General features: G+C 70.4%; 21 protein-coding genes. 17 read left to right on the top strand and 4 right to left on the bottom strand.

Annotated features, from left to right (window positions below; all coding sequences use genetic code 11):
- Nucleotides 1–160: 160 nt before the first annotated feature.
- From ACYVNR_RS04785 to treS, 4 genes are all read left to right on the top strand, one after another.
- Nucleotides 161–3,655, top strand: a complete 3,495-nt coding sequence (locus tag ACYVNR_RS04785) for an ATP-binding protein (RefSeq protein ID WP_461046924.1) — start codon at nucleotides 161–163, stop codon at nucleotides 3,653–3,655.
- A 130-nt stretch (nucleotides 3,656–3,785) separates the two neighbouring features.
- Entirely contained in the window at nucleotides 3,786–4,376 is a 591-nt protein-coding gene (locus tag ACYVNR_RS04780; RefSeq protein WP_045190892.1) for a carboxymuconolactone decarboxylase family protein, read from the top strand.
- Nucleotides 4,373–5,260 carry an RNA polymerase sigma-70 factor gene (locus ACYVNR_RS04775; RefSeq protein ID WP_461046922.1) on the top strand — a complete coding sequence of 296 codons (888 nt, stop codon included), beginning with the start codon at nucleotides 4,373–4,375 and terminating at the stop codon, nucleotides 5,258–5,260. The genes ACYVNR_RS04780 and ACYVNR_RS04775 overlap by 4 nt, the downstream gene beginning before the upstream one ends.
- A gap of 114 nt (nucleotides 5,261–5,374) precedes the next feature.
- Nucleotides 5,375–7,666: a maltose alpha-D-glucosyltransferase gene (gene treS, locus ACYVNR_RS04770; protein ID WP_461046920.1), complete on the top strand. Its 2,292-nt coding sequence runs from the start codon at nucleotides 5,375–5,377 to the stop codon at nucleotides 7,664–7,666.
- A 91-nt stretch (nucleotides 7,667–7,757) separates the two neighbouring features.
- Here the strand turns inward: treS and ACYVNR_RS04765 are convergent, their stop codons facing one another.
- Nucleotides 7,758–8,129, bottom strand: a complete 372-nt coding sequence (locus ACYVNR_RS04765) for a hypothetical protein (protein WP_045190894.1) — start codon at nucleotides 8,127–8,129, stop codon at nucleotides 7,758–7,760.
- Between the two features lie 625 nt (nucleotides 8,130–8,754).
- Between ACYVNR_RS04765 and ACYVNR_RS04760 the strand changes: the two genes are divergently transcribed.
- The 8 genes from ACYVNR_RS04760 (at nucleotide 8,755) to ACYVNR_RS04725 (ending at nucleotide 15,125) form a co-directional block, all read left to right on the top strand.
- Nucleotides 8,755–8,937, top strand: coding sequence for a hypothetical protein (locus ACYVNR_RS04760; protein ID WP_045190895.1), 183 nt, complete (start codon nucleotides 8,755–8,757; stop codon nucleotides 8,935–8,937).
- 191 nt (nucleotides 8,938–9,128) lie between these two features.
- The gene (locus ACYVNR_RS04755; RefSeq protein WP_045190896.1) at nucleotides 9,129–9,386 is read left to right on the top strand and encodes a type II toxin-antitoxin system Phd/YefM family antitoxin; all 258 of its coding nucleotides are present in this window, start codon (nucleotides 9,129–9,131) and stop codon (nucleotides 9,384–9,386) included.
- Between the two features lies 1 nt (nucleotide 9,387).
- A complete protein-coding gene (locus tag ACYVNR_RS04750) occupies nucleotides 9,388–9,645 on the top strand; it encodes a Txe/YoeB family addiction module toxin (RefSeq protein WP_045190897.1) in 258 nt (85 codons plus the stop codon).
- 160 nt (nucleotides 9,646–9,805) lie between these two features.
- Nucleotides 9,806–10,393 (top strand): ATP-binding protein, encoded by a 588-nt coding sequence (locus tag ACYVNR_RS04745; protein ID WP_461046916.1) that lies wholly within the window; start codon nucleotides 9,806–9,808, stop codon nucleotides 10,391–10,393.
- 426 nt (nucleotides 10,394–10,819) lie between these two features.
- Nucleotides 10,820–12,745: a LuxR C-terminal-related transcriptional regulator gene (locus ACYVNR_RS04740; protein ID WP_461046914.1), complete on the top strand. Its 1,926-nt coding sequence runs from the start codon at nucleotides 10,820–10,822 to the stop codon at nucleotides 12,743–12,745.
- Between the two features lie 80 nt (nucleotides 12,746–12,825).
- Nucleotides 12,826–13,089, top strand: coding sequence for a hypothetical protein (locus ACYVNR_RS04735; protein ID WP_461046912.1), 264 nt, complete (start codon nucleotides 12,826–12,828; stop codon nucleotides 13,087–13,089).
- Between the two features lie 1,198 nt (nucleotides 13,090–14,287).
- A complete protein-coding gene (locus ACYVNR_RS04730) occupies nucleotides 14,288–14,695 on the top strand; it encodes a hypothetical protein (protein ID WP_461046910.1) in 408 nt (135 codons plus the stop codon).
- Nucleotides 14,696–14,864: 169 nt separating this feature from the next.
- Nucleotides 14,865–15,125: a transposase gene (locus tag ACYVNR_RS04725; protein ID WP_082080913.1), complete on the top strand. Its 261-nt coding sequence runs from the start codon at nucleotides 14,865–14,867 to the stop codon at nucleotides 15,123–15,125.
- An 845-nt stretch (nucleotides 15,126–15,970) separates the two neighbouring features.
- Here the strand turns inward: ACYVNR_RS04725 and ACYVNR_RS04720 are convergent.
- Nucleotides 15,971–16,744: a beta/alpha barrel domain-containing protein gene (locus ACYVNR_RS04720; RefSeq protein ID WP_045190901.1), complete on the bottom strand. Its 774-nt coding sequence runs from the start codon at nucleotides 16,742–16,744 to the stop codon at nucleotides 15,971–15,973.
- Between the two features lie 535 nt (nucleotides 16,745–17,279).
- Here ACYVNR_RS04720 and ACYVNR_RS04715 point away from each other — a divergent pair.
- Both ACYVNR_RS04715 and ACYVNR_RS04710 read left to right on the top strand, forming a co-directional pair.
- Entirely contained in the window at nucleotides 17,280–17,657 is a 378-nt protein-coding gene (locus ACYVNR_RS04715) for a nuclear transport factor 2 family protein (RefSeq protein ID WP_461046908.1), read from the top strand.
- 627 nt (nucleotides 17,658–18,284) lie between these two features.
- On the top strand, nucleotides 18,285–19,751 hold the full coding sequence (locus ACYVNR_RS04710) for a PQQ-dependent sugar dehydrogenase (RefSeq protein ID WP_461046906.1): 1,467 nt from the start codon (nucleotides 18,285–18,287) through the stop codon (nucleotides 19,749–19,751).
- Between the two features lie 180 nt (nucleotides 19,752–19,931).
- Here ACYVNR_RS04710 and ACYVNR_RS04705 read toward each other — a convergent pair whose 3' ends face one another.
- Together ACYVNR_RS04705 and ACYVNR_RS04700 are read right to left on the bottom strand one after the other, a co-directional pair.
- Nucleotides 19,932–20,264 carry an HAD-IA family hydrolase gene (locus tag ACYVNR_RS04705; protein ID WP_461046904.1) on the bottom strand — a complete coding sequence of 111 codons (333 nt, stop codon included), beginning with the start codon at nucleotides 20,262–20,264 and terminating at the stop codon, nucleotides 19,932–19,934.
- Nucleotides 20,201–20,650, bottom strand: a complete 450-nt coding sequence (locus tag ACYVNR_RS04700; RefSeq protein ID WP_461046902.1) for an HAD family hydrolase — start codon at nucleotides 20,648–20,650, stop codon at nucleotides 20,201–20,203. The genes ACYVNR_RS04705 and ACYVNR_RS04700 overlap by 64 nt, the downstream gene beginning before the upstream one ends.
- A gap of 568 nt (nucleotides 20,651–21,218) precedes the next feature.
- On the opposite strand from ACYVNR_RS04700, the gene ACYVNR_RS04695 reads away from it, so the two are divergent.
- From ACYVNR_RS04695 to ACYVNR_RS04685, 3 genes are all read left to right on the top strand, one after another.
- A complete protein-coding gene (locus ACYVNR_RS04695) occupies nucleotides 21,219–22,775 on the top strand; it encodes a replication initiator (RefSeq protein WP_461046900.1) in 1,557 nt (518 codons plus the stop codon).
- A 45-nt stretch (nucleotides 22,776–22,820) separates the two neighbouring features.
- The gene (locus tag ACYVNR_RS04690; RefSeq protein ID WP_461046898.1) at nucleotides 22,821–22,976 is read left to right on the top strand and encodes a helix-turn-helix transcriptional regulator; all 156 of its coding nucleotides are present in this window, start codon (nucleotides 22,821–22,823) and stop codon (nucleotides 22,974–22,976) included.
- 121 nt (nucleotides 22,977–23,097) lie between these two features.
- Complete coding sequence (locus ACYVNR_RS04685; RefSeq protein ID WP_461046896.1) at nucleotides 23,098–24,177, top strand: tyrosine-type recombinase/integrase; 1,080 nt, start codon at nucleotides 23,098–23,100, stop codon at nucleotides 24,175–24,177.
- Nucleotides 24,178–24,213 lie beyond the last annotated feature (36 nt).

Genomic DNA, 24,213 nt, shown 5'->3' with positions numbered 1-24,213 from the left:
CCTCTCCACTGCTTCTCAGCAACATCCCGCCGGCGCGGGGACGCACCACGGTCCACCCGTCCGGTATCAGGCCGGTCACGCACCGGGTGACGGCCGCAGCCCCACACCGAAGCGCCTCGAACCGCGACGACCGCAGGTCCGGCGGTCCTACAGTCAAGGGGTGCGGATCGCGGTTCTGGGTCCCCTCTGCGTCGACGGTGATCCCGGCAGGCTGTCGCGGCGCGACCGAGTGGTGCTGTCAGTGCTGACGGTCCGGCGGCCGGGTTTCGCCACCTCCGCGGAGCTCGCGGACGCGCTGTGGCCGGTGCACCCGCCGTCGTCGTGGGCCAAGGTCGTCCAGGGCTGCGTCGTGCGGCTGCGTCGCGAGCTCGGCTCCGACGCCATCGTCACGACGCCGACCGGGTACCGGCTCGAGGTGGACGACGACGACGTCGACGCGGCCTCCTTCGAGAGGACGGTCGAGCGAGCCCGTCGGCTCGTCGAGTCCGGAGAGCTGTCGCGCGCCGTCGCGCTGCTCGAGAGCGCCGTCGGTCTGTGGCGGGGACCTCCGCTCCCTGACCTGTCGGGCTGGCCACCCGGCGAGATCGAGGCGAGTCGCCTCGACGTCGTGGGGGCCGAGGCGAGGGAGCTGCTCGTCGAGGCCGGCATCGGGGTGGGCCGGGCGCCTGCGGTGCTCCCCGCCGCGCGGGTGCTCGTGGACGAGCTGCCCGCCTCCGAGCACCGTGCCATGCTGCTGGCTCGGGCGCAGTACCTCGGCGACGACCAGGCGCAGGCCCTGGCGACCCTGCGCAGCCTGCGGCGCAACCTGCGCGACGAGGGGCTGGACCCCGCGCCGGCGGTCGGCCGGCTCGAACGCGCGATCCTCGCCCACGATCCCGACCTCGACGTCGGGGTGCAGGGCCGAGCCGTCGTCTGGCGACGACCACCGCTGCCGTCCCGGTGGGAGTCCGAGGCGCCGACGTTCGTCGGGCGGCGACGCGACCTCGACACGCTCGAGGAGGCCTGGCGGACTGTCACGCGTGGGGCGCGTCGCGTCGTCCTGGTCGGTGGTGAGGCGGGTGCCGGCAAGTCCCGGCTCGTGGCAGAGGTGGGTGTCACCAGGTATGCCGTCGGGGCCGTCGTGCTGCTCGGTCAGTGCTCACCCGATCTGGAGCGTCCGTACGGGCCCTTCGTCGAGCCACTCCGGGTGCTCGTCGACGCCGCCGCGACGGGTGACCTCGTGCTGCCGGCCGCCACCCGCACTCAGACGATCGAACGCGTCGGCCACGTCGTCGGCCTGCGTTCTCGCGCTGCGGGTCGACCCGCCCCTGCCGCGGGCCGCCCGTTCGCCGGCGACCAGCTCTCCGACGCCGTCGTGGACCTCGTCCGGGCGGCGGCCCGGGTGAGGCCGGTCGTGCTCGTCCTCGAGGACCTGCACTGGGCCGGCGCCGCGACGCTCGAGCTGCTGGAGCACCTCGTGGCCGCGACGGCGGACGACCGGATCCTCGTGCTCGCCACGCACAGCCTCGCGCCGCCCGACCGCTCCCCTGCCGCCGTCGCTGCCATGGCCCGGCTGGCCCGTGTCGACGGGGTCGAGTCGCTCCATCTGGGCCCGCTGACCGCGACCGACATCGTGACGTACGTGAGACACGAGCTGGGTGCGACCCCCACGCAGGCTCGTCGGGCCGGGGCGCTCCTGCGGGAGCAGTCGGCGGGCAACCCGTTCTTCCTGCGCGAGATCGTGCGCGAGCTCGAGCGCCACGGCGGCCTCGACACTCTCGGCACGAGTCCCCTGGTCGCTCCCTCAGTGGTCCTCGACATCTACGAGCAGCGCCTGGGCAGGCTCGTGCCGTCCGAGCGGCGCACCCTCGAGGTGGCGGCCGTCGTGGGGCACGAGTTCGACGTCGACGTCGTCGCCGCCGCTGCCGGTGTCGACGCGGCAGCCGCCCTCGGGGCGGTCGACGCCGGCGCTGCGCTCGGCATCGTCGACGCTCGGCCCGGCGGGGACGGTCGCGTGGGCTTCGTCCACGAGATCGCCCGACAGGCGGTGCAGCAGCTCATGCGCCCCGGCAGCCTCATCGCCACGCACCTCGGCGTCGCCCGGGCACTGGAAGCCGGGTTCCAGGACGCACCCGACGTCATCGAGCGCCTGGCCCACCACTACGCCGCGGCCCACTCGACGGGGCACCGCGACACCGCCCAGAAGTACCTCAGGGCTGCTGCCCGGCTGGCGGCAGGACGTCTCGCCCACGCCGACGCCGCGGCGCTCCTCGAACGAGCCGTCGCGCTGTCCACGGGCACGGGTGACACCGACGAGCTGCGGCTCGAGGCGTCGGCGGCCAGCCGCCACGCAGGCGACTACGAGGCTGCCGCGAGGCACGCCGCGGCGGTGCTCTCCTCGGCCGACCCACGCGCCCGGCTGAGGGCCGCGGTCGCCTACGAGGACGCGGCGTTCCGTGTCGGTCGGCCGGCCGACGACACCGTCGAGATCCTGCAGCGCGCGCTGGACAGCGCCCTCACCGCAGACCCCCCGATGGAGCCGGAGGATCCCCTCGTGGTCCGGGCGCGGGCCAACCTGGCCCGGACGCTCGCGCAGGGCACCCGGCTCGACGAGCGTGGGCCCGTCTTCGCCGAGCTCATCAGGGCGGCGCGTGAGAGCGGCGACGCATCCCTCCTCGCGCACGTGCTCGAGGCCGCCGTCGTCCTGCCACCTCCGAGAAGTGCGGAGACGGCCGAGGCCCGCCTCGCCCGGGCCAGGGAGCTCGGCGACATCGCCCGGCGGATCGGCGACAGCGACGCACTCGCCTGGTCGGCCATGTCACACGCCGTGAGCGCGTACGTGCTGGGCCGTCCGGACGAGGTGCGCGAGGCGAAGGCGGTGGCGCACGCAGCAGCTCGGACCTCCGGCACGGTCACGGCAGCGCAGGTCGTGCTGTGCCAGGGCTATGCCCGCGCGATGGAGCTGGGGGACCTCGACCGGGCTGAGGCACTGGCGAAGGAGGCCGGCGACAACAGCCGGGTCACCGGCCGGTTCGCGGGAGCGAGCACGACCCAGCGCTTCCTCGTCGACCGTGAGCGGCTCGCTCTAGAGCGGATGCGCTCGGGGGTCTCGGGCGAGGAGCGCTCCACCGACGTGTGGGCGCCGGGCATGCTCGCGCTCTACCGCGAGCTCGGGATGCGCACGGCCGCTCGTCGGCTGCTGGGTGAGGCCCTCGCCCGGGGGCTGGCCCCGTGGCGAGCCCTGGGCACCTGGGAGCTCGCACTCGTCTTCTTCACCGAGTGCATCCTCTGGCTCGCCGACCGTGAGCTCGCCCTGGAGGTGAGGTCCCACCTCGAGCTGGTGTCCGGTCACAGCGTCGTCTTCGGTCCGATGATGGCGACCTTCGGTGCGGCCGACCGCTACCTCGGTTCGGTGGAGGCACTTCTCGGGAGTCCGCGAGCCGACGAGCTGCTGCAGCGCGCCGTCGAGCTCGACCGGCACATGGACGCCCCGCTGCACGAGGGCTACAGCCTCGTCGCGCTGCTGGGCAGCCGCGAGCTCGCCGGTCAGGGCGCCGGGGATGCCGCGTTGCGGGAGGAGCTCGACGAGCTGGCCCGGGCGCTGGCCGTCCCGAGGCTGTCTGCCGCGGTGGGCCGGCTGGGCGCGTCCGGCGGGACCGTGGAACCGTCCGGGTAGACCGCGGCGCCGACCCCGACGACCCCGACGACCCCGTCATGGAGAGGGCCGTCACGGCCGGATGTCACATTCCGCGGCCCGTCGGCGTCTGGATGTCGAACCCGGATGGAACCGACAGCAGGAGGACGACATGACCGACTCGACCCGCATCCCCGCCGCCCCGATCACCGGCCTGAAGGGGGCCGTCGTCAAACGCTTCGCACGCAAGGCACTTGGGCGCGTGCCGAGCTCCCTCGGCGTCTACTGGCACAACCAGAAGGTGCTCATGGGGATGACCGCCGTCGGCGGCAAGGTGCAGAAGTGGGACGCGTGCGACGAGCAGCTGAAGTCCTTCGCCCACATGGCGGTCGCCTCGCAGGTCGGCTGCAGCTGGTGCCTCGACTTCAACTACTTCGAGGCCCACAACAAGCACCTCGACCTGGCGAAGGCGCACGAGATCCCGAGGTGGCGAGAGTCGGACGCCTTCTCCCCGCTCGAGCGCGAGGTGCTGGCGTACGCCGAGGCGATGACCGAGACGGAGCCGACGGTGACGGACGAGATGGTGGCCTCGTTGCTCGCCCAGCTCGGTGAGGCCGCGGTCGTCGAGCTCACGGCCGTCGTCGCCTTCGCCAACTTCACGACCCGCGCGAACGTCGCTCTCGGCATCGAGTCCGACGGTTTCGCGACCGCGTGCGGTCTGAAGCCACTTGCGGGGCGGCCGGCCGTAGGGTCGACGGCGTGACGCAGAACGACGACCCGTTCATCGCCAACCGCGGGCTGCTCTTCACGGTGGCCTACGAGATGCTCGGGTCGGCGGCCGACGCCGAGGACGTCGTGCAGGAGACGTGGCTGCGGTGGGACGCCATCGGCGACGACGGGCGAGAAGACGTGGAGCACCCGCGCGCGTTCCTCGTGCGGATGGTGACCCGCAAGGCCCTGGACCGGCTCCGGGCGAACGCCCGGCGGCGCGAGGACTACGTCGGCGCCTGGTTGCCCGAGCCCCTGCTCACGGCCCCCGACCTGGCCGAGGACGCCGAGCTCGCCGAGAGCGTCTCCATGGCGATGCTCACCGTGCTCGAGACGCTGACGCCCACCGAGCGGGCGGTCTTCGTGCTGCGCGAGGTGTTCGACACCCCCTACGACGAGATCGCCGACGCCGTCGGCAAGTCCGCGGCCGCGGTCCGTCAGATCGGGCACCGCGCGCGTGACCACGTCGCGGCACGCCGGCCGCGGATGGACGTCGGGCGTCGCGAGCAGCAGGAGGTGGTGGAGCGGTTCCTCGCGGCCGTCACCGGCGGCGAGCTGCAGGCGCTGCTCGACGTCCTCGCCCCCGACGTGGTGCTCGTGGCCGACGGCGGCGGTGTGGTCCAGGCGGTCGTCAACCCGGTGGTCGGTGCGAAGAAGGTCGCCAACCTGCTGCGCCCGTTCGGCAGGCTCGCACCGGGGGCGCAGATCCTGCGGGTGCTGCTCAACGGCGCCGCCGGCGCGCGAATCGTCGACACCGACGACGGCTACGACACGGCGATCAGCTTCGTCGTCGAGGACGGCCGGATCAGCCGCATCTACGCCGTGCGCAACCCGGCCAAGCTCGGCCAGATCGACGTCGAGGCGACGATCAGCCGGTGACGGACGGCGCCGCCACGCCGCCGAGACCACGAGCCCGGCGCGCAGTCCCGCTGCCCACCCTCCGTCGGCGGGGAGCCGGGTGGCCGGCCCGCCACCAGGGACGAAAGTGCTTGGATGACGGACATGGAGCACGTCGACGCCAGGACCGAGACCGACCCCTCGGAGCACGGTGCTGCCGTGTCCGACCCGCGCGACCCTGCCGAGCGCGAGCCGACCGAGATCAGCTACTCCGAGCACTTCTTCGCCGCTCGCCCGCAACCGCTGCGGATGCGACCGCGGGCCCGCCTGCGCGCGCAGGGCACCCCCGAGCCGAGCGAGCGCGTCGGCGAGCCCGTCGGCACCAACCCGGCATACGTCGCGTGGCTGCGACGGGAGTCGATGCTCGCGGACGCGAAGGCGATCGCCGCCCAGTTCTCCGGCAAGGGGTCGATGTGGCAGAACCCCTACGCCCGACCCAACCCCGTCGCTGCGGTGCAGGCGGCACCCGTGTGGTTCACGGCATACCCCATCTCGATGGTGACCAAGGGCGGCACGTCGTTCCTCGGCACCCTCGCCGACCCGGACCTCTGGGACGTCTTCGCGCAGATCGGCATCCGCGCCGTGCACACGGGCCCCGTCAAGCGGGCGGGCGGGCTCTCCGGCTGGGACCCCACCCCCAGCGTGGACGGGCACTTCGACCGCATCTCGACCCAGATCGACGCGGCATTCGGCACCGAGGACGAGTACCGCTCGATGTGCGACGTCGCGGCGTCGCACGGCGGCACCATCATCGACGACATCGTCCCCGGCCACACCGGCAAGGGACCGGACTTCCGCTTGGCGGAGATGAACGTCGGCGACTACCCCGGCATCTTCCACATGGTCGAGATCGACCCCGCCGACTGGCACCTGCTCCCCGAGGTGCGCCCCGGGCGCGACTCGGCCAACCTCGACGGCGAGGCGGAGGCGGCCCTGGAGAGGGCCGGCTACATCATCGGCCGGCTGCAGCGCGTCATCTTCTACGCGCCCGGCGTCAAGGAGACGAACTGGTCCGCGACCGGCGAGGTCGTGGGTGAGGACGGCGTCACACGCCGCTGGGTTTACCTGCACTACTTCAAGGAGGGGCAGCCCTCCATCAACTGGCTCGACCCGACCTTCGCAGGCATGCGCCTCGTCATCGGCGACGCCCTCCACTCGATGGGCGACCTCGGCTCGGGGGGCCTGCGGCTCGACGCGAACGGCTTCCTCGGCGTCGAGAAGTCGAGCGAGGGCGAGGCCGCATGGTCCGAGGGCCACCCGCTCTCCGAGGCAGCCAACCAGCTCATCGGCTCGATGGTCCGCAAGGTCGGCGGCTTCAGCTTCCAGGAGCTCAACCTGACCGTCGACGACATCCGCGTCACCGCCGAAGCCGGTGCCGACCTCTCCTACGACTTCGTCAACCGGCCCGCCTACCACCACGCGCTCGCCACCGCCGACACCGAGTTCCTGAGGCTGACCCTCAACATCTCGCTCGAGTCCGGCGTGCACCCCATCTCACTCGTCCACGCCCTCCAGAACCACGACGAGCTCACCTACGAGCTGGTGCACTTCGAGACGCTTCACCACGACGACCTCTTCACCTTCCACGGCGTCGAGGTCACCGGTGCCGCACTGGCCGCGCACGTGAGGGGCCAGCTGGTCGAGCACCTCACCGGCGAGGCCGGACCGTACAACGCGATCTTCACGACCAACGGGATCGCGTCGACCACGGCGACCGTCATCGCGGCCGCGCTCGGCTACCGCGACCTCGACGTCGTCGACGGGCTCGACATCGACAACATCCGGCAGGCCCACCTGCTGCTCGCGATGTTCAACGCGCTCCAGCCCGGCGTGTTCGCCCTGTCCGGGTGGGACCTCACGGGCATGACCACGGTCGACCGCGACGAGATCGGCCACCTCCTCGCCACCGGTGACACGCGGTGGCTGCACCGCGGGGCCTACGACCTGATGGACTACCGGCCCGACCTGGCGCAGTCGGCCTCCGGCATGCCGCGTGGCCGGTCGCTCTACGGGTCGCTCCCGGCCCAGCTCGACGACCCCGACTCGTTCGCGTCCCGACTCACCCACGTCCTGCGGGTGCGAGAGGCATCGGGCATCGCCACCGCGACCCAGATCGAGGTTCCCGCCTGCAGCCACCCGGGAGTGCTCGTCATGGTGCACGACGACCTGCCCGGCGTGCTGCGGCAGGCCACGGTGCTCAACTTCAGCGCCGACCCGGTCGACGTGCGGGTCACGAGCAACCACTTCACGCCCGGGTGGAGCGTCGTCGACGAGCTCACCGGCGAGGAGCTCGGCGAGGTCGACGAGCTGCACGGCCTCGACCTCTCGCTCGAGGCCCACCAGGGCCGGTTCCTCACGTTCAGCGCGGGCGCCGCTGGGGCCGAGTGAGCGCCGTCGACGGGCGACGGCGCCCGAAGCGCAGACCAGCGGCAGCACGGGCAGGTCACTGCCAGGGACCCGGCCGGGTGGGGGCAGGACATCAGACGTAGTAGCCCCAGAAGGCGCCGGTCTCGTCCTTCTGCAGCTGGATCCCGTCGGGCTCTTCGAGCCGGAAACCGACGCTCATGAGGACCTCCTCGTAGAGGTCTGCGTCGCCCGACGCGACGGTGTGCACCGTCGGCCTGTCGGGCCCCGCGGTCGTGTGCCAGGCATGGCAGTAGAAGAACGGCCCTCCCTGGCTCTCGTCGCGCAGCTCTTGGGCGTCGCCGCGGCTACCGGACACGACCTGGATCAGGTCGGGCTGGATCAGGAGCCACGCCCCGGCATCGCCGGTCGGTACATGCCCGACCATGTCCGACGCGTCGCGCCACCCGGGCCCGGAGAAGAGGTTGACGACAACCAGGCGGCGCATCAACGGGGGAAGCTCATCCGTGCCATCGCTGTCGGACCCTCCGGTAGTGGTGTGTGCGGGCTGGATCGGCGGACGTCGCGCCACCTAGCCACGGCGGTGGCCCCGGATGCTGCGCTGGAGACGGAGGTCGTCACGCAGCCTCGTGGGGACCGGCAGGCTGAGGGCGGCAAGCTCCGCCGCGTATCGCTCCATCGCCACCAACAGCGACTCGTGCGCAGACGCCAAGGACCGTGGTGGCACGGCGACACCTCGCAGCTGCCTCACCTCATGGCGAGCACGGCGCAGGTCCTCGGCCAGAACCGTGAGCGAACGGCTACGGGGCGTTGGTGGGTCGTCGGACACTCGAGACCTCGACTCCCCCGCGGCCCGAGACTTTTCCGGTGTGCGAGACGTTCCCATGCTAGTCCGCCATGTCACCGAGCGGGTGCGTCTGCTCGGTTCGACCCTCACGCGCCGTCGTCGACGTCGAGCAACGTCGGCGTGTGACGTCGTCCCCCGTGGCGACCTGCCTCAGGGTCCCCGTGACCCATGTTCGCGGCTTGACGGTCGGTGCACACTGAAGTGAGGTCGCCTGACGCCAACCCGGCCGTTGCGTTGTCGTTCCCGCGACGGACTGGAGTCGACGATGAGCTCGCCACCTGAGGGCCCCGACCGCGAACTGCCCGACTGGGCTCTGGCGCAGGCCATGCACGGACGCGAGGAGGCCGACGACCTCGGCCGGGATGAGCGGGCACGGCTGCTCGTGCAGGCCGTGGAGAACGAGCGCCACGACGACGAGGACGACGAGGACCAGGGCGGCGAGGGATAGTCGCCCGGGCTTCAACCTCTTGAGGTCCTCGATGGTGGACAGAACGTAGCCGCTGGAGCCTGACCCGTCGTCGGCGCCAGCTGACGGGCGGTACACGACTCTCACTCTCAGCGTCGTCGGAGCGTGTGTGGTCACACACGGCTTGCCTCGAACTCCAGCCAGACGTACAATTTTCTGTACAGGAGGCGACCATGAAGACAATGAGCTACACAGAGTCCCGTGCCCACTACGCCGAGGTGCTCGACGCCGTCGCCAACGACCGCGAAGAGGTCATCATCACCCGCGCCGGGCACGAGCCGGTTGTCATCGTCTCCCTCGACGACTACGAGTCCCTGCGGGAGACCGCCTACCTGATGCGGTCGCCGGCCAACGCCCGACGCCTGCTCGACGCGATGGAGCGCCTCGAGGGCGGCCGAGGCCAGGCCCACGATCTCATCGAGACCGAGTGACGTGCTGCTCGTCTGGGACGAGAACGCGTGGGACGACTACCTGTGGTGGCAGGCGCAGGACCGCAAGGTGCTCAAGCGCATCAACACACTGCTGGTCGACATCCAACGCAACGGCAACGAGGGCATCGGCAAGCCCGAGGCGCTGAAGCACGACTTCGCCGGCTACTGGTCCCGACGAATCACCGATGAGCATCGCCTCGTCTACAAGATCACCACCGATGAAGTCCGCATCGCTGCCTGTCGATACCACTACGGGTAGCCACTCGACCTGCGGCACATGCGCGAGCGTTGCCGCACGCAGCGGGATCCCTGCAAGGGCGATCCGGAGCGCGCGCCGGCGCGCCACGGGATTCGGGACCTTCCCGACGATCGCCGCCGGAGCCGTTCCTGGATGTGCGCCGGCGATGCAGACTGGGGGGATGGCGGGGAACCCTCTCCGCGTGGTGGTCGGTCGGCGCTCTGAGCGCGCCGAGCTGGCCCATCTCCTGGACGACATCGACCAGGGGCACGGTCGCGTGCTCGTTCTGGAGGGCGAAGCCGGTACCGGGAAGACCACGCTTGCGCGCGAACTCCGCGAGGCCGCCGACGGCCGTGGGTTCACCACCCTCTGGGGCGCCTGCGTCCACTTCGCCTCGGCCCGCATTCCCTACGTGCCGCTGGTCCGAGCGACCGACGACTGGGCCGAGGGCAGGCAGGCGGGTGATCCCCTCGTCGACGTGGCCAACAGGCTGTTCGCCCGGCCCGTGGGGGAACTCGGCGAGCCCGACGTGGTGCGCAGCACCGAGCGCCTCCTCCGCAGCCTCGCCACAGCCGCGCCGACCGTCCTCGTCGTCGACGACCTCCAGTGGGCTGACACTGCGACTCTCGACGCCCTCGCCTTCGTCGCGTCCGGCCTCGTGCATCGGCGCCTGGGTCTCCTGCTGCCTCCTGCGGGCAGAGGATCGCCCCGTCGGCAGCCTGCTTCACGAGTGGCTCGCCGACCTCCGCCGACTGGAAGGCGTCGCTGAGCTGACGTTGTCGCGGATGTCGCAGGACGAGACGCTCGAGCAGGTGGCGGCACTTCGCGAGGCGGCTACGCCCGCTCTTGGGAGAGCAGTCCACGAGAGGACCGGCGGGAACCCCTACTTCACCGAACTGCTCCTCGAGGGGATGCCACCCGGGACGGCCGAGCTGCCGGCACAGGTGCCGGCGCGGCTGCGAGACGCCGTCCTGGCACGGTGGCACACCCTGTCGGCCGACGCCCGGTGGGTCACTCGCGTCCTGGCCATCGGCGGACGTCCCCGGCCCGTGGACATCCTGCGCGAAGTCGTCACCGGCCTGAGGGGGACCTCGACCTGCGAGGGTCGCTCGCGGAGGCGATGGACAAGGGCGTGGTAGCCCGGGGAGCGGTCGAAACCGTGTGGCTGCTTCACCCGCTCCTGCGCGAAGTCCTGGTGACCCAGGTGGCTCCGGGCGAGGACGATGCGGCCACGCACCTCGCCTACGCCGAGGTCCTCGGCCGCACGGCGGGTGACGACCCGGTGGCAGCAGGTGACGTGTCCGAGCACCTCGCAGCGGGCCGGGACGCCGACGGCGCGTTCCACTGGGCCCTCGTGTCCGCGGACCTCGCCGTCGAGGTCGGCGCCACCACGCAGGCCTGCCTCAGCCTCGCCATGGCGACGGACCTGTGGTCCAGCGTGTCCGACGGAGCGCGCGGCAACGAGCTGGACCACGTCGACCTCCTGCGCCGGGCCGCCCGGGCGGAGTGGTCGACCGGTGTCGCAGACCGCGGGAGCGCATGGCTCGACGAGGCGGTGTCGATCCTCGAAAGACGTGACGATCCTCTTCTGCTCGCCGAGGTCCTCCTCCAGCGCTCCGGGCAGGAGGATATCGACTTCGACATCGGGTCCTCCGCGGCGGACCTCCGGCGAGCCGCGGAGCTCGTCGAGGGCAGTCCGCACAGCGACACCGGGGTCGCCGTCCTGTCCGAGTACGCCTGCGCACAGTGGGTGATGGGAGACCGGGCCGCGGCGACAACGACCGCTGGGCGAGTCGTCGAGCTCGCTGTTGGCGCGGGACCGCGCGCCCTTGCCTGGGCGACGTACGCCTCCGCAATCGTGGACCTGTCGAGCGACCGGGCTGATCGGATGGGCGAGGCCCACCACCTCGCGAAGTCGGCCGGCGACCCGATGTGCCTGGCGTACACGGCGGGCTGGTGGCCTCGCCTGCTCCATGATGCGGAGCGATACGACGAGCAGGTCGCCGCCGCCGACCGAGCCGCCGCGGACCTCCGCGAGTCCGGCGATCTCGAGGGCCCGAAGTGGCTCGCCGTCGAAGCGGCGAGGACGCTGATCATGACCGGCGACTGGGCCCGGGTCCGGACGCTGCTCCGTGGTCCCTTCGCGACGGGGACGCGCTCCAGCGGCGATGTCGGGTTGGCTTGGGCGTCAGCCCTGCTCGGGGTGCGCGCCGGGCAGATCGGATGGGCGGCCCGACAGTTCGACCGGCTCCTGGAGTTCGGCGCCTGGACCAACTGGTTCTGGCCACTCGCCCAGCCGGTGGCCGAGCTCGCGCTGGCCACCGGACGGCCGTGGGACGCCCTCGAAGTCCTCGACTCCCGCCATGAGCCGGACCTGTTTCACCGCTGGGTCGGGCCGCTCCATGTCGCGCTCGCGACCACGGACTGCGCCGATCTGGCCGAGGAGCCGGTCCGCCCGGACGAGCTCGACTCGCGGGCGCTCGCCGCCCTCGACGGGATCAAGAGGTGGGTGGACGACGTGGCCGCGGCTCAGCCCGGCGGGGGCCGCCGACGGCATGACGTGCTGTGGGAGGCCCGAACCGCGGCCGAGGAGGCCCGGCTCCGGTGGGCTCTCTCGGACAGCTCCTACGCGAAGGCCGGCTCTGACTGCGTCGACGCCTTCTCCTCATTCCGGACCCACGCTCGCCGGGACGGGTTCCCCTGGGAGGAGGCGTACGCCGGCCTCCGGCTGGCCGAGGCCATGATCCGGAGGCAGGCGCCTCACGGCGAGGTCGCGGCGGTCCTCCGAGAGGCCCACGCCCGGGCGGTCGCCCTGGGGGCGGATCACCTGGCCGCGCGGCTCGCGACGCTGGCCAGAGTCACCCGAACCTCGCTGGAGGCGGTGTCCGCAGACCTCGGGGCCCGCCTACCCGTCGACCCACTCACCCCCCGCGAGCGGGAGGTCCTGGCGCACCTGGTGGCCGGGCGCACGAACGCCGAGATCGCCGACGCCCTCTTCCTGTCGGTCAAGACGGTCGGCATCCATGTCTCGAACGTGCTCCGCAAGACCGGCACGCACAGCCGTGGCGAGGCGGCCCTCTGGGCGACGCGGACGGATAGGGCGGCTGTGGACGAGATCTAGGGTGCCGTCCCCGATGTCCGAGCAGGCGGGACGGCGCATCGTCGAGGAGTCATTTCAAACCCTCGGATCGGAGGCTCGTCATGTCGAACCACCTCGCACATCGCGCACTGTCCGCTTTCGCGGGCGCCGCGACGGCCGGCGTCCTGTCGGTCGCCCCCGCCTACGCCCAGCTCCCCGTCCCGCCCGACCCCGGGCCGCTCGTGAGCACTCCGACGCCAACCCTTTCCCAGGACGGACCGGAGGTGCTCCAGATCGCCCTCGGTGCCCTGGGCGGAGCCGCCCTGGCGGCGGCCGCGGCCGGCGCACTGAGCCGCAGTCGCCACGCCTCCGGCGTGCCCGCCTGACCAACTGCAGCGCCACAACAGCCCCTGCCGGGGCTCATGGAGGACGTGTGGAGCTGGCGGGGGGACTCGAACCCCCAACCACCTGTTTGTGTCTGGCACTCTTGCTGGCCCTTGTTGTCTGCGCGAAAGCCCTTGGCGCTGAGCGCATTCGGGGCCTCATTCTCTGCCGTCACCTCTCCAGGCTGCTGGTCACTTCGGCGCGAAAGAGGTGGGCAAAGCGGTGGGTGATGCGAGTGCCTCCCCCAGCTACGCGGGTCTGCGCATCGACCATCACCGGGCCGCTCGAGAAGGTGCCGCGCAGAAGGCGTTTGGCCGACCCAACCGGGCGGGCCGTAATCCGCAGGTCGCGCTCGAGGTGGGCAGCGGTCCTCCAGGGGGCTCGGCCGAAGCGGCGACTGCGGGGGCTTCCCTCGTCCAGGCGCCTGTGTCGCAACGACGGAGCATCGAGCCTGCCGATGGGAGTGGCCTCGACGGGGCGGGCGCCGCCCTGAGTTCGTAAAAGTGTGGGGGCGGCGGGGTGCGCGAGGACGGCGCGCCAGCGCCGCCCGCAGCGCGGGGCCCCTGCCGCGGGTCCCCGCGCTTTTCTGCGCCGGAGGCGCAGCTTGAGCCAGTACAGAAACTCTTCACCGATTCGAGTTCCGATTGAACGTCCCCGTGGATCCAACGCCCTCGGCGGAGCGGCAGATCCACGGGGACCGCCGGGGGTGAACGAGACGGACCCGAGGAGAGCAACGTGGTCGCACGTGCGTGATCGCGAGCTGGGCAGCACGGGGATGTCGGTAGCGGAGGTCGGTTTAGGCGCATGAGCGATCGGCGGTGACGCGTGCTGGTCCGTCGAGGACAAGGCGTCGGTGGCAGCCGGGGGTGCGCTCTGTAACTGAGGGTGATCCCCTTCCACACGGCCGACGTGTACGGGACGGCCACAACCAAGAGCTCTTGGCGAAGGCCATCCAGGGCCGTCGGAGCGGGGGTTTGGTCGAGAAGCTATGGGCGCCTCCCGCCGAGGGCTTCCGTAGGTCGATGGAACCGGGGCTAAGCGACGCATTTGCGGAAGTTCCGGATATTCATAGCCATTAATGAACGAAGGTTTCGCCGCGCAGCAAAACGAAAGGCGGCACATCTCGTCGTTTGGATCCGAGGGCCACGCCCGGGGGTGTACTCTCCTGCAATCGGGGCCCGGAAAAGATGGAGGGCGATGATGAAGCGTATTGCGAAGTGCGTATCGGCGCTGGCGATGACAGCGGGGGTGCTCGTTGCGAGCGCCACTCCGAGTAGCGCGTTCATCCACGAGATGATCGGTGCGTCGTGCCGTTTTGGCGGTCAGGATGTGGAGCCTCCAGGGCAAGTCGGTGCGTCGAGCGGCAACTCGTTCATCCGTGCACTGCAGGCCACCGGGGTGATCTCGTCGATCGTCCAGTCCGCGACTGAGGTGACGATCAACTTCGATCTGGACCGGCCCAACGCAAAGTTCGTGTCCGCAGGATTCGCCCTGAGGATTCCCAATGGCTTTGCGCCTGGAGTCGATCTCGTATTGAACCCGTTGCCCACGATCAACGGGTCGACGTTCCCCGCGTTCATTCACTGCGCGAACCTTCGGACCCCGTAGCTGATTGTCGATGCTGAGCCGAATTTGAGGCGCTTAGCATTGGCTTGCGGGGAAAAGCGCATTTGCCGGGGAATTGTGCATCTCGCTCCTTGACGGGAAATGCCGGACTCAGGGACGCGGCGCAATTGTCCCGATCTCGCGTTCGGTGGATACCAAGAGATGTTCGGTGATGTGGCACTGCTCGCCACGGTCACACCGGGGGACCTCGTCTGCAGAACGAGGCCTCGGTTCGTCGGTGAGCTCATCGGTGAGCTCGAGGGGAGCGACCGCAAGATCAAGATCGCCCAGAACGAGCTTTGCCGCCCTGGTCCAAGAGCGCGGCTCGAGCCTGCCGGAGCTTACCGGGATCGGACCGACCGGCGCCGCGCGGCTGCTGGCCGACGTCGGCGACATCCACCGGTTCCGCGACAAGGACCGCTTCGCCTCGTAAAACGGAACCGCGCAGCTGGACGCCTCCTCCGGGGCCCAGCAACGGCACCGGCCGTCCCGGGCGGGCAATCGCCGGACCAACCCGCCCCGCACATGATGGCCGTCGTGCAGCTGCGCAAGGCAACCCCGGGAAGGGAGTTCCACGACGCCCGCAAGGCCGGCGGCACACCGTCATTGATGGCGATGCGTTCGCTCGAGAGACGCCTGTCCAACATCGTGTACGCACGCATGTTCGCCGACCAGAACCGGCGCGAGATCACCCACCAAATGGTTGAGGCGACGGGGGCTCGGGAGGGCCCGGGGGCAACGACTCTGACTCCAGCGCGACCGGCTCACAACCCCACACCGGCTCTTCGGACAAGCCACTTCCCGGACCGCCAGCAACCAGCGTAGAACCCCAGCCCTGGCCCGGTCTTGACCTAAAGGGGTGCGATGACAGGACGCCGGCGCGCGCGTCACATGGAGGCGCTTCAGCTGAACCGTACCGGCTGCGAATACTGTTCGGAGAGCTCGTATTCGGCTGCGTTGGGATCCCTGGAGTGCTCCTCATTCTCTGGCTCGGAGCACCATCCGACCCCCGTCTGCCGGGCGCCGCCGAGTGTGATCCAGATCCGTTCCAGGCCGATCGATGGCGTCATCGTGCGCTGACCGTAGCGCGAATCGGTCTCTCGCTTGCCGCGGTGACGAACGCGGGGCTCTGGGCAGGGTTCTGGGAGTTCAAGCGGCGTCGACTTCAGAGGAGCCGCGCCAAGGAACTTGGACGGTCCTGACCAGGTCTCGGTGAGCCGGCGATAGCGAACAGCGGCAGTAGCGGATCTCTGAGGTGGGGGTTTCGGGGCTTGGACCTTAGTAGTCCAGACCGGCTTTGGGTACGAGGAGGGGGGCGAGGCTTGCCTGTCTGGCTGCCTGCTGCAGGATCTGTGGGACGTCGGCGTTGAAACGGTCGATGCCCTCGGCGATGGCCAGGAGCAGGACGTGTAGCGACGGGACTGGGCTGGTCCATTTCAGAAGGACGGCGGTTCCGAGGGCTTCGCGCATCAGCACGGCATGGCGGAAGCCTGCCCGCTCGCCCAGCCAGGACCCGGTCTGCACCATCCACACACCCGCGGCGGCGAGATCACGACAGATCCCTATGACCTGCTGGTCGGTGAGGTCGCGCACGTCAAGATGCACCCGCAGCCGGAAGCCACGGGACTGCCCCAGTTCGACGAGCCGCTCCACGGCCGCGACGAAAGGAGCGGGGGCGTCCCTGGACAGCCGGGCAGCAGTCGCAACGACCGCCAGTTCGATCGCGCCGGCAGCAGCGAGAGCCTCCGCTTCCTCGACCCAGGCTGGTGCATCTGTCGGTGCGGCGGGGTTTGCGAACCCGAGCCCGGAGACCACCGCGACGGCGGTCCCGTCGAGGTGGCTGGCGGCGTGGGCGATGTGCTGGGGGCGGCAGGTGATCGCCGCCAGGCGATGGTCCGCAGCCAGCTGGCACCCGGCCCGCAGTTCCGGGATGCCGATCTCGGGCGCGTGCAGCCGATGGTCGAGGCGGCCGGCGACCTGCTCGAGCGTCAACGTCTGGCGCCCCTGATCGTCCAGCTCCGCCCACGGCAGATCCTGATCGCTCGTGCTCATCTCGTCAGCCCCTGTCAGTGAAAAGACACCCTCATTGGTCGTTCCGCACCGAACCAAGAAACAGCCCAGACACAGCCCGCCCCGGGACGTCGACACTGTCGACACCGTCGAGCCTACCCAAATCGGTCCTTTCCAGACGGCGCGCGTGCCGTAACTCTGCGGTCTGGTGCTCGTTGGTCCGGCAGCACCGACCGTGCCGCCGCGAGCCCGACTTCTGGGCGCTGCGTCTTGGTTCGTGCGCCTGTCGCGGCTCGCCCCCACCAGCCGGGCAGGCTGGCGCTGCCGACGTACCTCCCCCGAGCGTCGGCAGCGCCGCCGGGTCACGGCACAACAGGCACGCACTGCCTGGGCCACGCCGGCAGCCCGACGCAGTGGGTCAACCAGCTCGAACACGTCGCCGACATGCAGAAGGTCCTCCGCTGGGCCTGAGCGAGTCGCCTTGTCCGCGTGACACGGTGTCATAGAGCCGTGTCCGAGACTCGTCGAACCCGGGTTCTCCCGGCACGGGCCAAACGCGTACGACAGCATGGGGGACATGTTCGACGCCCAGAGGACGACAGAGGCGCTCCAGCAAGCCGTTCGGCTCCGCGACCGGAGGTATCTGGAAGCGGCGGTGAGCGACCGGATGATCTGGGTGATGCCGCTGCACGACAACCGGCGGTCGAAGCAAGACTGGATCGAGGCCAGCTGCACGGTGAGGTGGAACTGGTTCAAGGTCGAGACGCGGCGAGTCCTCGACATGGGCGACGATGGTCGCGTAGTCGAGTCCTGGGTCAGCCAGTCGCGTGAGCCCGTGGCCGGTGAGGACACTGCAGGTCCTGTCACCGCCGCCGGCGTCGTCCTTGACGTCTGGGCCCGCGAGGGCGGGATGTGGCGCCTGATCGCGCGACATCCGCAACGGCGCGACGAGTAGGGCCGTGCAAGACCCCGCGACGAACATGTCGTTCATCGCCAGGCGGGCACGCGGGGACCGCTGGCTCCTATGAACGGCCGCTGACGCGGGTCGGCCGGCACCGCTCGACGCCACACGCCCTCTTCCATTCGCGGGCGTCGATCGGCGTGAGGGCCCCGCAGCCCGTGACGGCGGCATCGGCGAGACGTCCGGGTCGTCTGATGCGGCTGGAGGTGGCGTCGTTCGCGCGTGGGGTTGCATATAGGCGCGGTCGACGGCCGCGATGGCCTTGGCTCGGTGGGTACGTGAGTTCCGGCGGTGCCGTCCCTGGCCCAGTTACCCCCTGTCTCTCGGTCCGGGGCGGCGCCGTCCCCGACCCGCGCGATGCGGTCACGCTCGCCACCATCGTCGGGCGAGGGGGTCGACACCCGGTTACCTCCCGAGGGTCGTTGTCGACATGTGGGCCGTGAAGGCGTCTGAGGGGGCTGAGGGGTCTCGGGGCGCCACCAAGCGCCGATTTCCGGGACCGTCACGGTGAGAGATGCGCCAGGTCCATCCTGTCGAGGTACTAGGACTTATGTCGTATTGCCCTGTGCCGCCACGCCCGAGGAGCGTCGAACGGAGCCGGGTCCTAGACAGGAGCTTCCAATGCGTCGTGACTCCAACTCACCGTCCCAGCGTCGCGGCTGGTTCGCCACCGTCGGGCTCTGCTGCGTGGTCGCCGTCTCGGCGGCGGCACCTGCTATGGCGAGCGCCGCGCCCGAGCCGCTGGGTGACCCGGTGCCTGATGTTCGGCCCGGGCCGGTCCGGGTCGCGTTGACCACCGTGACGAACGACGTGCTCGCGCCCGTCGCCGGGATCACGGCCGCAGGGCAGCCGACGCATCTGTACGTCGTCGACCAGGTCGGGTTCCTGTGGGACGTCCCGGTCGGCAACCGTGCCCAGTGGCCGGTGGGTGCAACCAAGGTCCTGGACGTGACTGACCTCGTCGTCGGTCCCTCGCGCGACGGGGACGAGCGCGGGTTCCTCGGTGCCGCGTTCTCGCCCGGATTCGCCAGCGACGGCTTGCTCTACACGTACACCTCGGAAGCCTTCGACGGGTCGGCGGACTACAAGGTGCCGGTCAGCACCGCCGCCTGCGCTCTGGTCCTGCCCCCGGATCACCAGAGCGTGATCCGTGAGTGGCGAGTGACCTCCAGCCCGAGTGGTGGCCTCGTGGTGGACCGCGCGACGCAGGGTCAGGGCCGTCGTGTCTTCAGCTTCGACCAGCCGCAGTTCAACCACAACGGCGGTGACCTCGACTTCGGACCTGACGGGCTGCTCTACATCACCTCTGGGGACGGCGGCGGCAAGGACGACCAGGACTGCCAGACCGACTTCGACGCGCGGCCCATGTTCGGCCACCCGGGAGACGGCAACGGCCAGAACCTCGCCACCCCGCTCGGGAAGATCCTGCGCATCGACCCCGCCGGGCGCACGTCACGCAACGGCCAGTACGCCATCCCAGGCACCAACCCGTTCGTCGGCACGGCCGGGGCAGCGCCGGAGGTGTACGCGTACGGCTTCCGCAACCCGTTCCGGGCCTCGTTCGACGGGACCGACCTCTGGGCCGGGGACGTCGGGCAGAACGATGTCGAGGAGGTCGACCACGTGGTCGCGGGAGGCAACTACGGGTGGCGCCTGCGTGAGGGGGCGTTCGGGTTCGACCCGGCGGGCTTCCAGTCCAAGGGTTTCAAGTCCGACGCGTTCGTCTTCGCCCAGCCGCCTCAGCCCGGTCTCGTCGACCCGGTCGCCAACTACGACCACGACGACGGGTCCGCCGTCATCGGCGGCTTCGTCTACCGCGGCACGGCCATGCCGGCCCTGACCGGCACCTACGTGTTCGGCGACTTCACCCGACGCCTCAACAACCGACACGGGCGGCTCTTCGGAGTCGACGTGACCAGCCCGTCGCCCGTCACGGCCGCGAACGTCATCAACGAGCTGCGGGACGGGCCGATCGACGCGGGCATCACCGGGTTCGGCCAGGACAAAGCCAAGGAGCTCTACGTCCTGACCGTCAACCGGGACGGAACCGGCGGGGCCGTCATGCGCCTAGACCAGGCTCGCCCCTGAACGAGACGCCAGACCGCATCCTCTTCGGCCACCCGCCGAGCACACCATCGTCGGCCCGCCAGGACCGTGTGTCGGCGAGCGTGCAGCGACCGTAACAGCGCAGCAGCCCAAACATGCCTCCACGTGATCGTGCACGTGATCGTGCACGTGATCGACGCGCACTCGTGCTGGCAGGGTCGCTTAGCCCAGCCGCCGCGCGAGGCTGACGAGATCGCCCGCCTGCACCGTGGGGGCCGTGAAGTAACTCGGATAGCGCTGCGCCCTCCGGTTCAGCCACCCGGTTCGAAGGCCAGCCCGGGCAGCGCCGTCGATGTCCCAAGGGTGCACCGCGACCAGCATGGCCTCACTGGGTGTCACACGGCAGGCCTGAAGCGCGTAGGCGTAGGACGCAGGGTGCGGCTTCCACGCGCCTGCATCCTGCACGCTCAGCAGCGCCTCGAACGCGTCCGTCAAGCCAGCGCGTGCCACCAAACCCTCGGCAACGCTGGCCGACCCGTTGCTGAGGGTCGCCATGCGCACCCCAGCTCGCTGAGCGCCCGCACCCCCTCCACAACGTCAGAGTGCACGGTCAACGAGCTGAACGTTGCCATGACGTCGTCGACCAAGGGCTCCAGGTCGGTTCCACCGGTGCCCTCCGTACTGGAACCCGAGTTGCGCGCGGCGGCCAGCCGCACCCTGAGCGCCTCGGAAGCGACATCGGCGAAGGCGGGGTTCACGCCGACAGAGGTCAATGCGAACCCGTCGCGCAAGAGAGAGGCGAACCACGGCTCGACCGCGCCCGAACCGAGCCCGACCCGCTCGAAGCTGTCCGCGAGCGGCGACATGTCACTCAAGGTCTCGTTGACGTCGAAGAAGACAACCGCCGGAGTCGAGGCTGCTACTGAGGCAGGCGTGGTCATGTACGCGTCGCTTCTTTCTGGCGATGTACCGCGAGGCCCCGTTTGCGAGGACAACTGTTCCCGGTCCGTACCCGAAACGCCGATATACCGAAAGGCCGACCGCCGGTGGTTTGGTCTGCCACGACTTCATCGCTCGTTCGGGTGCGACGAATGCCAGGCCAAAGCAACGCCCGCACACCGGCATGTTGGTGCAACTTCGACCGCGCGACACGCGGCGTGTTTCTTCGTGGATCGGCACCTTGGGCGTGGATGGTGGGAGTGCGGACATACCCAAACAAAAGACCTGAACTGACAAAACTGCGGGCTTGATGCCCTGGGGGTCGGCTCCCCACCCCGGCCAGAGGCCATACACACGAATTGCCGTCACACACACAGACACGCATCTCCTGGTCCGCCATCTTCTTCGTGACCTTTGACGTGGTCGGCGTGTGAGCAACCCGCGGCGCCGGCATCTCTTTCTCGGACAACGCTTTCAGTGGCCGCCCTTTCGGACCGGGTGTGTCGTGCAGCGCGGGTTGCTCTAGCTGCACGGCACACCCACCCGGAACAGGGAAGGGGGGTGGCCGAGATGAGCCGGGCAACACGAGACCGCATCTGGGACGCCGTCCCCCTGCACCCCCATCACGCCGATGATGGTTCGGACCGTGAGGGCCACCCACTCGACCTAAGCCACCTCGACGCGGCAACCGAGGCGCAGGTCCTGGCCCGCTTGCTGTCACGGGACTTCGACGCCTGGTCCGAGGCGGCCTCCCGGGTTGGCCACTGCGCCAGACCGATTCGGCTGCACGGCTCGTCCCGAACGGTCGACGCGGTGACCGGCGAGGTGCTCTCGAGCTTCTCCTCGGCCGACAGCCCACTCGGAGTGCTGCACGTGCGCTGCGGCAACCGGCGAGCCGCCGACTGCCCGTCGTGCTCGCGCGTCTACGCGGCCGACACGTTCCACCTGATCCGGGCCGGCGTCGTCGGGGGCAAAGGCATCCCCGACGCGGTGTCGGAGAACCCACTCGTGTTCGCGACCCTGACCGCGCCCTCCTTCGGGTCGGTCCACGGCACCCGCAACGGCCGCCGCTGCCGCCCCTACCGAGCCAAGGAACAAGCGGACCGCTGCGCGCACGGCCGGCCCACGGTCTGCCACGCCACCCACGTCGACGGCGATCCGCTCCTCGGGCAGCCCTTGTGCGGCGACTGCTACGACTATCCCTCGCACATCGTGTGGCAGTGGTGGGGACCCGAGCTGTGGCGCCGCTTCACCATCGCCCTGCGCCGGGCTTTGGCCCGGATGCTCGGGATCACTCCCCACCGGCTCGCGCAGGTCGCGACCGTCCAGTTCGCCAAGGTCGCCGAGTACCAGCTGCGCGGCCTCGTCCACTTCCACGCCCTCGTCCGCGTCGACGGCAAGACCACCGACGAGGAATCCCACGCCCAGGCCCCGGCCGGGATCACCGCCGCCCTGCTCTCGTCGGCGATCGAGGCCGCCGCCGCAAGCGTGTGGTTCGACGCCCCGCCGCTCTTCGGCGGTGACCTCGTCCGGCGGCTCCGGTTCGGCAGCCAGGTCGACGCCCGGCCGGTCCGCGACGCGCACCGGACCGACGACCCCGACGGGCAGCTCGAGGCCGAGCAGGTCGCCGGCTACCTCGCGAAGTACGCGACGAAGTCCGCGACCGACTCGACGAACACGGGCAGCCCGCATCTGCACCGGCTCCGCGCGACCATCGCCCAGACCGTCGCCCGGCAGCAGCACGAGGCGGCCGCCACCGAGGCGCCCATGGCCGGGCACCCGTACGCGCTGCTCGTCAAGTGGGCCCACATGCTCGGGTTCCGCGGCCACTTCTCCTCCAAGTCACGCCGCTACAGCGTCACCCTCGGCCGGCTGCGCCGCGCCCGCGTCCGGTTCCAGCGCCGCCTCGCGACCGCCAACCGCGAAGGCCGCACCTTCGAGGCCCGCGAGCTCGACGACCTCCTCGAAGACGACGACACCGAAACCACCCTCGTTGTCGGCCACTGGACCTACGCCGGATCCGGCTGGGACACCGACGGCGACGCCGAACTCGCCAAAGCCGCTGCCGCTCGCGCCCGCGAGTACGCACAGGAACGAGCAGCCCAGCGCAAAGACAAGTCCAACTGAGAGAGGCAGATTGAAGTGAAGACGACATTTGTTCCGCTGCTCAAGGTGGCGGAGGTTGCTGAGTATCTAGGGATCCCGGTCCAGACGCTCTACGACTGGCGGATGCGCAAGCGCGGACCGCGGGCGGTCAAGGTCGGGCGCCACCTGCGCTACCGGCCCGACGACGTGGAGCGTTGGCTCGACGAGCAGACGGCGGCGTGAGATGCCTCGTGAGCGTCTGAAGCCCGGCGAGTGGGGTGAAATCTCGACAGCCCGGGTGTCGGCCAGTCCGATCCGGCACCGCGCTCGGGCCCGACTTCGTGGTCAGGATGGGCGCGTCCGCGTGGTCGAGCGCATCGGTAGGACGCGCCGAGCTGCTGTCGAGTCACTCACGGAGGCGCTGGAGGAGCTCGCACGGGCAGCCGGCGAGGGTGGTCTGACGCGCCAGGACACGTTCGACGCCGCCGCGCGAGCCTGGCTGGGTGAGATCGCCCGGTTGGTGGAGAGTGGCCAGCGCTCCGCAGGGACCTTGGAGACGTACACGCGCGCCTTGGACGGCCACGTGCTGCCGGCGCTCGGCGGGCTTCGCCTGGGGCAGGTGACGACACCGGCCGTCAACCGCGTCATCGTCGACCTTCACACGACGGTCGGGGCAGCGACTGCGCGGACGTGTCGCTCGATCGTCTCGGGCGTGATGGGCCGCGCTGTTCGCCACGGCGCCGTGCCGGTCAACCCGGCCCGCGACGTCGAGCGTCTGCGATCGCGGCCGAAGCGTCAGCCTCGAGCTCTGACCGTCGCCGAGCGGACGCAGTGCTTCGTCGGGGTGGCGGCCGACAGGAAGGCGATGGAGCGGGACATCCTCGACCTGTCCGCGTTCCTCCTGGCGACCGGTCTCCGCATCGGTGAGGCACTGGCGGCGATCTGGTCCGAGATCGACTTCGACACCTCGACGGTCACCGTGTCGTCGACCCTGATCCGCGTCACCGGACGAGGGCTGATCCGGAAGGGCACCAAGTCGGACGCCGGCCAGCGTCGGCTCCTGCTCCCGGGCTGGTGCATGGCGATGCTGCGCCGTCGCGCGCGAACCCTCTACGACCCGGGCCGTCCGGTGTTCGGCACGATCGACGGCGACTTCCGCGACCCACGCAACGTGAGTCGGTTCCTCAAAGAGGCGCGCGAGGCGGTCGGCCTGGAGTGGGTGACGGCGCACGCCTGGCGCAAGACGACGGCGACCGTCCTCGACGAGATGGGCGCGACGGGTCGCATGATCGCCGACCAGCTGGGCCACACGCGCGTCTCGATGGCACAGGATGTCTATCTGGGCCGCGGTTTGGTCGACCCTCGGGTGCTGGCCGCGCTGGAGTCGGTGGACCCGCTCCGCGGTCTCGCCACGGCCGAAAAAAGTGGGCAAAGCGGTGGGTGACGCGCGCTGGAGCGCGACTCGCGCCACGTATCCGCA

The sequence above is a fragment of the Terrabacter koreensis genome (assembly GCF_054783315.1).
The sequence above is the reverse complement of the archived record's forward strand: the minus strand, read 5'-3'. Positions and strand labels throughout refer to the sequence as shown.

What these genes read in the sequence shown, in the direction of transcription:
- ACYVNR_RS04780 (WP_045190892.1), top strand. Translation starts at nt 3,786, where the DNA reads ATGACCGACTCGACCCGCATCCCCGCCGCCCCGATCACCGGCCTGAAG.
- treS (WP_461046920.1), top strand. Translation starts at nt 5,375, where the DNA reads ATGACGGACATGGAGCACGTCGACGCCAGGACCGAGACCGACCCCTCG.
- ACYVNR_RS04765 (WP_045190894.1), bottom strand. Translation starts at nt 8,129, where the DNA reads ATGCGCCGCCTGGTTGTCGTCAACCTCTTCTCCGGGCCCGGGTGGCGC.
- ACYVNR_RS04760 (WP_045190895.1), top strand. Translation starts at nt 8,755, where the DNA reads ATGAGCTCGCCACCTGAGGGCCCCGACCGCGAACTGCCCGACTGGGCT.
- ACYVNR_RS04755 (WP_045190896.1), top strand. Translation starts at nt 9,129, where the DNA reads ATGAAGACAATGAGCTACACAGAGTCCCGTGCCCACTACGCCGAGGTG.
- ACYVNR_RS04745 (WP_461046916.1), top strand. Translation starts at nt 9,806, where the DNA reads ATGGCGGGGAACCCTCTCCGCGTGGTGGTCGGTCGGCGCTCTGAGCGC.
- ACYVNR_RS04735 (WP_461046912.1), top strand. Translation starts at nt 12,826, where the DNA reads ATGTCGAACCACCTCGCACATCGCGCACTGTCCGCTTTCGCGGGCGCC.
- ACYVNR_RS04730 (WP_461046910.1), top strand. Translation starts at nt 14,288, where the DNA reads ATGAAGCGTATTGCGAAGTGCGTATCGGCGCTGGCGATGACAGCGGGG.
- ACYVNR_RS04725 (WP_082080913.1), top strand. Translation starts at nt 14,865, where the DNA reads ATGTGGCACTGCTCGCCACGGTCACACCGGGGGACCTCGTCTGCAGAA.
- ACYVNR_RS04720 (WP_045190901.1), bottom strand. Translation starts at nt 16,744, where the DNA reads ATGAGCACGAGCGATCAGGATCTGCCGTGGGCGGAGCTGGACGATCAG.
- ACYVNR_RS04715 (WP_461046908.1), top strand. Translation starts at nt 17,280, where the DNA reads ATGTTCGACGCCCAGAGGACGACAGAGGCGCTCCAGCAAGCCGTTCGG.
- ACYVNR_RS04710 (WP_461046906.1), top strand. Translation starts at nt 18,285, where the DNA reads ATGCGTCGTGACTCCAACTCACCGTCCCAGCGTCGCGGCTGGTTCGCC.
- ACYVNR_RS04705 (WP_461046904.1), bottom strand. Translation starts at nt 20,264, where the DNA reads ATGGCGACCCTCAGCAACGGGTCGGCCAGCGTTGCCGAGGGTTTGGTG.
- ACYVNR_RS04700 (WP_461046902.1), bottom strand. Translation starts at nt 20,650, where the DNA reads ATGACCACGCCTGCCTCAGTAGCAGCCTCGACTCCGGCGGTTGTCTTC.
- ACYVNR_RS04695 (WP_461046900.1), top strand. Translation starts at nt 21,219, where the DNA reads ATGAGCCGGGCAACACGAGACCGCATCTGGGACGCCGTCCCCCTGCAC.